The sequence below is a fragment of the Deinococcota bacterium genome (assembly GCA_030858465.1).
Taxonomy (GTDB): domain Bacteria; phylum Deinococcota; class Deinococci; order Deinococcales; family Trueperaceae; genus JALZLY01.
Genome location: JALZLY010000050.1, coordinates 1 through 6,632 on the forward strand (window position 1 = coordinate 1; position 6,632 = coordinate 6,632).

5 protein-coding genes are annotated in these 6,632 nt (G+C 66.9%); all 5 read right to left on the bottom strand.

What is annotated here, in order from left to right; all coding sequences use genetic code 11:
* The coding region (locus tag M3498_02570; GenBank protein ID MDQ3458180.1) for a hypothetical protein at nt 1-996 on the bottom strand (996 nt) is incomplete at its 3' end.
* Complete coding sequence (locus tag M3498_02575; GenBank protein ID MDQ3458181.1) at nt 977-2,944, bottom strand: PhoH family protein; 1,968 nt, start codon at nt 2,942-2,944, stop codon at nt 977-979. The genes M3498_02570 and M3498_02575, both read right to left, overlap by 20 nt.
* A 44-nt stretch (nt 2,945-2,988) precedes the next feature.
* Entirely contained in the window at nt 2,989-3,636 is a 648-nt protein-coding gene (locus M3498_02580; GenBank protein ID MDQ3458182.1) for a hypothetical protein, read from the bottom strand.
* 50 nt (nt 3,637-3,686) lie between these two features.
* A complete protein-coding gene (floA, locus tag M3498_02585; protein ID MDQ3458183.1) occupies nt 3,687-4,661 on the bottom strand; it encodes a flotillin-like protein FloA in 975 nt (324 codons plus the stop codon).
* A gap of 80 nt (nt 4,662-4,741) precedes the next feature.
* On the bottom strand, nt 4,742-6,145 hold the full coding sequence (locus M3498_02590) for an ATP-dependent Clp protease proteolytic subunit (protein ID MDQ3458184.1): 1,404 nt from the start codon (nt 6,143-6,145) through the stop codon (nt 4,742-4,744).
* Nucleotides 6,146-6,632 lie beyond the last annotated feature (487 nt).

Below are 6,632 nucleotides of genomic sequence, written 5' to 3' on the forward strand. Positions count from 1 at the left end.
GGCCACGCTGGTGGTGAGCGCCACGAGCAGCGCCGGCAGCGCCGCGGCGGGCTCGAAGAGGGCGACGATGAGGCTGAGCAGGGCGCCCCAGGCGAGCGCCGCCCGCTCCGAGACGAGCACCGCCACCAGCAAGGCCGCCAGCGCCACGAAGACGAAGCTGGGGCTGAGCTCGAGCGCCAGCCGCTGCGCGGCCAGCGTGACCACCGAGAGCGTCAAGATGAAGCCCAGTTGCGCCGAGTTCAGGCTGTCCTTGACCTGGCGGTAGGCGTAGGGCAGCGCCAGGCTGAGAAGCAGCGCCAAGACCAGGCTGCCGGCGACGCGCCAGACGGTGCGGATGACGACCTCGCGCTGCGGGTCGTAGAGGCCCACCAGCGCCAGCACCTCGAGCTGGTTGTCGGTGAGGATCTCGCCCTCTCGGACGATGGCCTGACCTGCTTGCAGGACTTCGGTGACGGGCTCGAAGGCCGCTACCGCGGCGCTGCGCGCCGCCTCGGTCAAGCGGACGTCGGCCTGGGCGGTCGGCATCAGGAGGCGCTCGAGCAGGAGCCTGACCTCGGCGCGGCGTTCCTGCGGCGTCCGGCCCAGCGCCCGGCCGATGACGGCCGGAATCTCGGCGGCGCGCACCCCCTCGGGGCTGCGGTAGGCCGCGCTGACCACGGCTCTAGCCTCGCTCGGCAGGGTGGCGGCCGCCAGCGCGTCCAGGACCAGGCGTTGTAAGCTCGCATCGGCGCTGTAGATGATGCCGACCTGCTCGCGCACCCCCTGGCGGCCACGCTCCGTGGCTAGGGGGTTGATCACCACCACGTCGCGCGGCGCTAAGAAGGTCGCGGGGCTGGGCCTGCCCTCTTGAAGCGTGCCCGACGGCACGATGCCGTAGACGCTGTAGAGCAGCAGGGCCAGGGCCAGGGCGAAGAGCAGCCAGGCCGCCAGCAGCCGCCACGGCGGCAGGCTGCTCAGGGCGCCGGGGCGACGCCGTTTAGGAGCCGCTGCGCTCATAGGCTTTGACGATGCGGGCGACCAGCGGATGCCTGACCACGTCGGCCTCGCCGAAGTAGACGAAGTCGATGCCCTCGATGTCACGGAGGATCGACTCGGCGACGCTGAGCCCGCTGCGCACGTTGCCCGGCAGGTCGGTCTGGGTCATGTCGCCGGTCACCACCACCCTCGAGTTGAAGCCCATGCGGGTGAGAAACATCTTCATCTGCTCGGGCGTGGTGTTTTGCGCCTCGTCCAAGATGATAAAGGCGTCGTTGAGGGTGTTATGGGTAAGGATGAAGTCGTCGGTCAGGTACAGAGAATCCCTTGCCGCCACGCGGATGCAGCGGGTCTCGCTTGCGCCTGCTGGTTCGATGCTCTCGATAAAGCGCATGGGGCGACCCCCGCCAAACGTCGCATACTTTTCCGCTTTGCGCGCAAGGCGAAAGGGCTCAACAGGCGCGGGTAGGCGAATATCGAGGACGCAAGCGTCTGATCGGTAATGGATGTCTCGGCCTCTGGCCCTCCCCGGTTTGCGGCCCTCGGCCAAGCGCTGGCGCCGGTAGGCCACACCGCCCAGCGAGCGCACGAGAAACATAACGTCCTCGCAGAGTCGCGGTGAGGTGGTGACGTATTGGACGCGGCAGCTGCGGCCCTGCTGCGTTACCGGGCCGCCGTCCGTGTCCAGCAGACCCTGCAGCACCGCTAGACGTACCGGTGCCGCATTATAGAGATAACGCTCGGGCACGAATTTAGTGGCTGAGTAGCTGCCGCAGAGGCCGAGCTCCCGCAGCGCCACGGTCACCGGATTTGGGGTGCGCGTTCCGCCACGGCCGCCTTGAGTATGGCGCAGGACGTAATCCACGCCCGACTTGGCTACCAAGGCGATGTGCTCGAGCTTGGCTTCTAGAACTGAAGCCAGTTCCGGGTCGGCGGTGGCAAAGGTGGGCGTCGTTGTTCCCGTCAGACAGCCGTCTCCGAGCAAGAGACCCAGCGCGTAGGGGTCGAGCGGCACCTCGCGAGGGGCGAACGTGACCGGCTCGGAAAGCAAAGGCACCTCGAAGCGATGCTGATGGGCGCGGCGCAACCTTTCCATCATCTCCCGCGTCTCGAGCACCCTGGCTCTTCCTCGCCTCCGGTCTTTGGGTGTGAGAACAGTCCAGAGATGCTCGGCGCAACACAAGGTCGAGGAGCCGTCAGTCATGCTTATCCTGAAGATCTCCTTGTGGCCTTGCGGATAGATGCCCAGCACCTGGGTAGGCTGCCCGTTCGAGCCTATGACGTAGTCGCCGACCTCGAGGCTGCCCATCTCGCGCCAGCCCAGCGGCGTGAGCACCCGGCTGAAGAGGGGCTGGGCTCGGCCGCGCATGAACCCCAAGGGCGCCACCTCGATGGTGGCGTGCTCCAAGTACTGGTCGACGCGCTCGGGCTCCATCATGTCGTAAAGGGCGTCGTAGAGCGGCCGGAGATAGGGGTCGATCTTGGCCTGCAGGTCGCCGGGCAAAAAGCCGAGCTTCTCGCCCGCCTCCACCGCCGGCCGGGTCAGCAGGATGCGCTTGACCTTCTTGTCTTTGAGAGCCTGCGCGGCCATCGCCACCGCCAGGTAGGTCTTGCCGGTGCCGGCGGGGCCGATGCCGAAGGTTATCTCGCTTCGCGCGATGGCGCCGACGTAGCGGCGCTGGCCGGCGGTCTTGGGCCGGGCGCGGCGGGGCAGGCGGTTGATGATGTCCTCGCCCTCGGGGCCCAGTCCTGCTGACGCCTCGTCCTGGCGCAGCGACTGCTCGAGGGTGATGGGCTCGACCTCCTCGCCGCGGCGGATGGACGCCAGCAGGCTCCTAAAGGCGCGCTCGGCCGCGGCGACCCGGGGCTCTTCGCCCTGCAGCCGCAGTTCGTCGCCGCGTGCCACCACCTGGACGCCCAGGCGGTTGCGGAGAAGTTTTAGGTTTTCGTCGTTGTGACCGTAGAGCATGACCGCCTCGGCGGGGCTGCGGAGTTTGAGGGTGACCGATGTGGCTATGGGTGCTGCCTCCTGCGTTTGGACAAGGGTTTGTCTAAAATCTCGCGCCAGACGATGGCCTCGCGGAGCGAGTCGGGGTCCAGGTGAATCGCCCAGGCGCCCCGGTAGGCCGCCCTGCGACCATCCTTGCGACTATAGGGCGCGGGCTGCGGCCGGGCTGTCGTCCGGGCGTCTCTCAGCGTCACCGCGACCTCGACCTCGGGCGCTTGGGGGCGGGCCTGCCTGGCTGGCCGCGCCTCGGTCGGCACGCGCCTAGCTTCGCGGGGACGGCGTTCGCCCCCTTGACGGGGCGCCGCCGTCTCCTGCTTGTCGGGAAGGCCCGCTTGACCCCTACCCCTGCCTTCTGGCACCCTGCCTTCTGGCGCCCTGCCTTCTGGCGCCCTGCCTTCTGGCGTCATCGCCTCCTGAACGCGGCGGCGGGCCTCCTCGAGGCGGCGCTCGAAGTCGCTCTTAGGGGCCCCGCGCGCCTCGAGTTCCGGTGCGGGCACGCTGGCCTCGGGCCCGGTCGTCGGCGCTGTCGGCGGCTGCTGGCGGGGCTGGGGCCTGGTCGGCGGTTGCTGCCCCTGGGACCGGCGAAGGAGCGAGTTGATGATCGGCCCGATCACGAAAAAGATGATGATCAGGATGGTCAGAAGGTCGGGCATCGCTTGCTCCTCACCGTGTGGACCGTGTGGCCGCCGCGAGATGGATCACCCTAGGCCTCCGGGTTCTCGGTGGACTTGGCGATGTTGCCACGCATCTGGGTGTCGGCCTGGATGTTTTGCAGGTTGTAGTAGTCCATCACCCCCAGGTTGCCCTCGCGAAAGGCCTGCGCCAGCGCCAGCGGCACCTCGGCCTCGGCCTCGACCACCTTGGCGCGCATCTCCTCGACCTTGGCGCGGTTTTCCTGCTCGGCGGCCACCGCCATGGCCCGGCGCTCCTCGGCTCTAGCCTGCGCCACGCGCTTGTCGGCCTCGGCCTGGTCGGTCTGCAAGATCGCGCCGATGTTCTTGCCGACGTCGACGTCGGCGATGTCGATGGAGAGGATCTCGAAGGCGGTGCCGGAGTCGAGGCCGCGGGCGAGCACCGCCTTGGAGATGATGTCGGGGTTCTCGAGCACCACCTTGTGGGTCGCCGAGGAGCCGATCGAGGAGACGATGCCCTCGCCGACGCGGGCGATGATGGTCTCCTCGCCGGCGCCGCCGACGAGGCGCTCTAAGTTGGCCCGCACCGTCACCCGCGCGGTCGAGATGAGCTGGATGCCGTCCTTGGCGACGGCGGCCACATTGGGCGTCTGGATGACGCGGGGGTTGACCGAGACCTTCACCGCGTCCAGGACATCGCGGCCCGCTAAGTCGATGGCCGCCGCCCGGTCGAAGGGCAGGGCGATGCGCGCCTTGTCGGCGGCGATCAGCGCGTCGACCACCCGGTTGACGTTGCCGCCGGCCAGAAAGTGGGCCTCGAGCCGGTCCTGATCGACGTCGATGCCGGCCTTGTCGGCCTTGATGAGCGGCAAGATGATCTGGTTGGGCGGCACTCTTCTCAGGCGCATGGCCACCAGGCTGCCCAGGCTGACCTTGACCCCGGCGGCGATGGCGGAAATCCACAGCCCCACCGGAATGAAGGAAAAGAGAACGATGAAAAAGAGCAGGACGGCGCCGGCGAGAATCAGGATGGTCATTCCGGTCATTCAGGTCTCCTCATGGCTGTAGACATAATAGCTGTAGACATAGATGCTTATGTTACCCCCTGTATTTCTACCACGGTGCGCTAGGGGTTCTCTACCGGCTCGACCGGCCGCACGGTGACGCGGCGGCCCTCGACGCGCAGGACCTCGATCTCGCTGCCCGCGGGCACATAGCCGCCTTCGGAAACCACGTCGACGCGCAGGAGCCCGAAGCGGGCCACCCCGGCGGGCCTCAGGTAGCTCGTAGCCACGCCCTGCTGTCCAACGAGGTCGTGCAGCTCGTCGGGTGGTTCATAGCCCTCGGCTGCGGCCGTGCTCTCTCCCCGCGCGGCCTGACCGCCCGCCGAGGCCGAGCCGAGCCGAGTCTTCAAGATGAGCGGGCTGCTCAGCTTGGTGTTGGGTAACACCCAAAAGGCAAAGGCGAGCAGGCCGCCGCCGATGATGGTGGCCAGCCCCATCACCGTCATCGCCTCGCTGAAGCTGCCGAAGATGAGGTAGGTGCCGAAAAGGAGCGCGGCGATGCCCAGGACGCCCGCCACGCCGAAGCCGGGAATCAGCACGAGCTCGGCGACCAGCAGGCCGATGCCGGCCAGGATGATGATGAACTCCAGGGCGCCGGCCGACTGCGCGAAAAAGGCGCCGGTAAAGAAGAGCAGGAGCGCCACCACCCCGAGGATGCCGGGCACGCCCACGCCGGGCGTGAAGATCTCGATCAGGATGCCGATCACGCCGAGCGCCAGGAGCGCCGCGGCCACCAGCGGACTGGTCAAAAAGCGCGAGACGCGCTCGGCGGCGGTCGGGACTTGCCGCTCGATGGCGACGCCGGCGTAGCCGAGCTGGTCCAAGGCGTCGCGCAGGTTGCGGGCCTCCAAGTCGGCGATGTCGTACTCGACCGCCTGTGAGGCGGTGAGCGTGACGAGCTCGTCGGAGGTCGCCAGGCCGGGAATCTCGCGGCGCGGGTCCACCATCGCCTCGGCGACCGTGGGGCTGCGCCCGCGCGCGATGGCCACCGAGCGAAAGCGCCCGCGCAAGGCCGAGCTTATCTTCTCGTCCACCGGACTGGCGCCGCCGATGGGGCTCACGGTGATCGGCAGGGCGGCACCTATCGACGAGCCCGGCAGCATGACGAGCTGCTCGCTGCTCATGGCGATCAGGGCGCCCGCGCTAAAGGCGTTTTCCACCACGGCGATGGTCGGCACCTGAGCGCGCTGCAAGATGGCGTCCACGATGCTCTCCATGGCGTTCACCTGACCGCCGGGGGTGTTGATCTCGAAGACGAGCGCGAGCGGCTGCGCCTCGTTGGCCCGTTCGATGCGGTTGATCACGAAGGCCGACAGGCCGGGGCTGATCTCGTCGTCGATGGGCACGACCCATACGGTGTTGGTCATGTCCTGTACGGTGTTGGTCATGTCCTGCGCCACGGCCACGGCCGGACCGGGCACCGCTAGCACGAAAAGCGCGAGGCAGGCTCGCAATATCAGCTTCATATAGCGCAGCATAGCACGACTTCCGCGCCCTCTTTGCGCGCTCGTTAACGATGTTTCCAAAGATGTTTCCAAAGCTGAAGAGGGGACTCGTCGCGATGTCCGTCGCAGGAGCCACAAAGGCAGTGCACTATACTCACCGTTCGCTCAATTCCAAACCCACTTCTCGAGCTTGAGTCCGCTCGGCCCACGGTTCACTCATCTGAGGCCGACCTGTGAGCAACATTTTATGAGCAACATTTCATAAGCAACATTTTATGATCCATGAAGTCCATCGCCTAGCTTTCAATGGGATGGAAGTCCTCGAGAGCAAGTGCAGGACAGGCCAGATTTGCAACTCATTCATAGCACTTGGTATAACTCCTTCATCCCCGAAGCATCATGTGGTACACGAGTCCCACCAGGGCACTCAGAAAGAGCGTGGGGATCATGCCGAGCTTGAAGCGGAAGAGGGCAACAAAAGCAGCAACCGCGATCACGAGCGAAGCCA

Coding starts and splice junctions, on each gene's coding strand:
- M3498_02575 (MDQ3458181.1), bottom strand. CDS start 2,944: ATGCTCTACGGTCACAACGACGAAAACCTAAAACTTCTCCGCAACCGC.
- M3498_02590 (MDQ3458184.1), bottom strand. CDS start 6,145: ATGAAGCTGATATTGCGAGCCTGCCTCGCGCTTTTCGTGCTAGCGGTG.
- M3498_02580 (MDQ3458182.1), bottom strand. CDS start 3,636: ATGCCCGACCTTCTGACCATCCTGATCATCATCTTTTTCGTGATCGGG.
- floA (MDQ3458183.1), bottom strand. CDS start 4,661: ATGACCGGAATGACCATCCTGATTCTCGCCGGCGCCGTCCTGCTCTTT.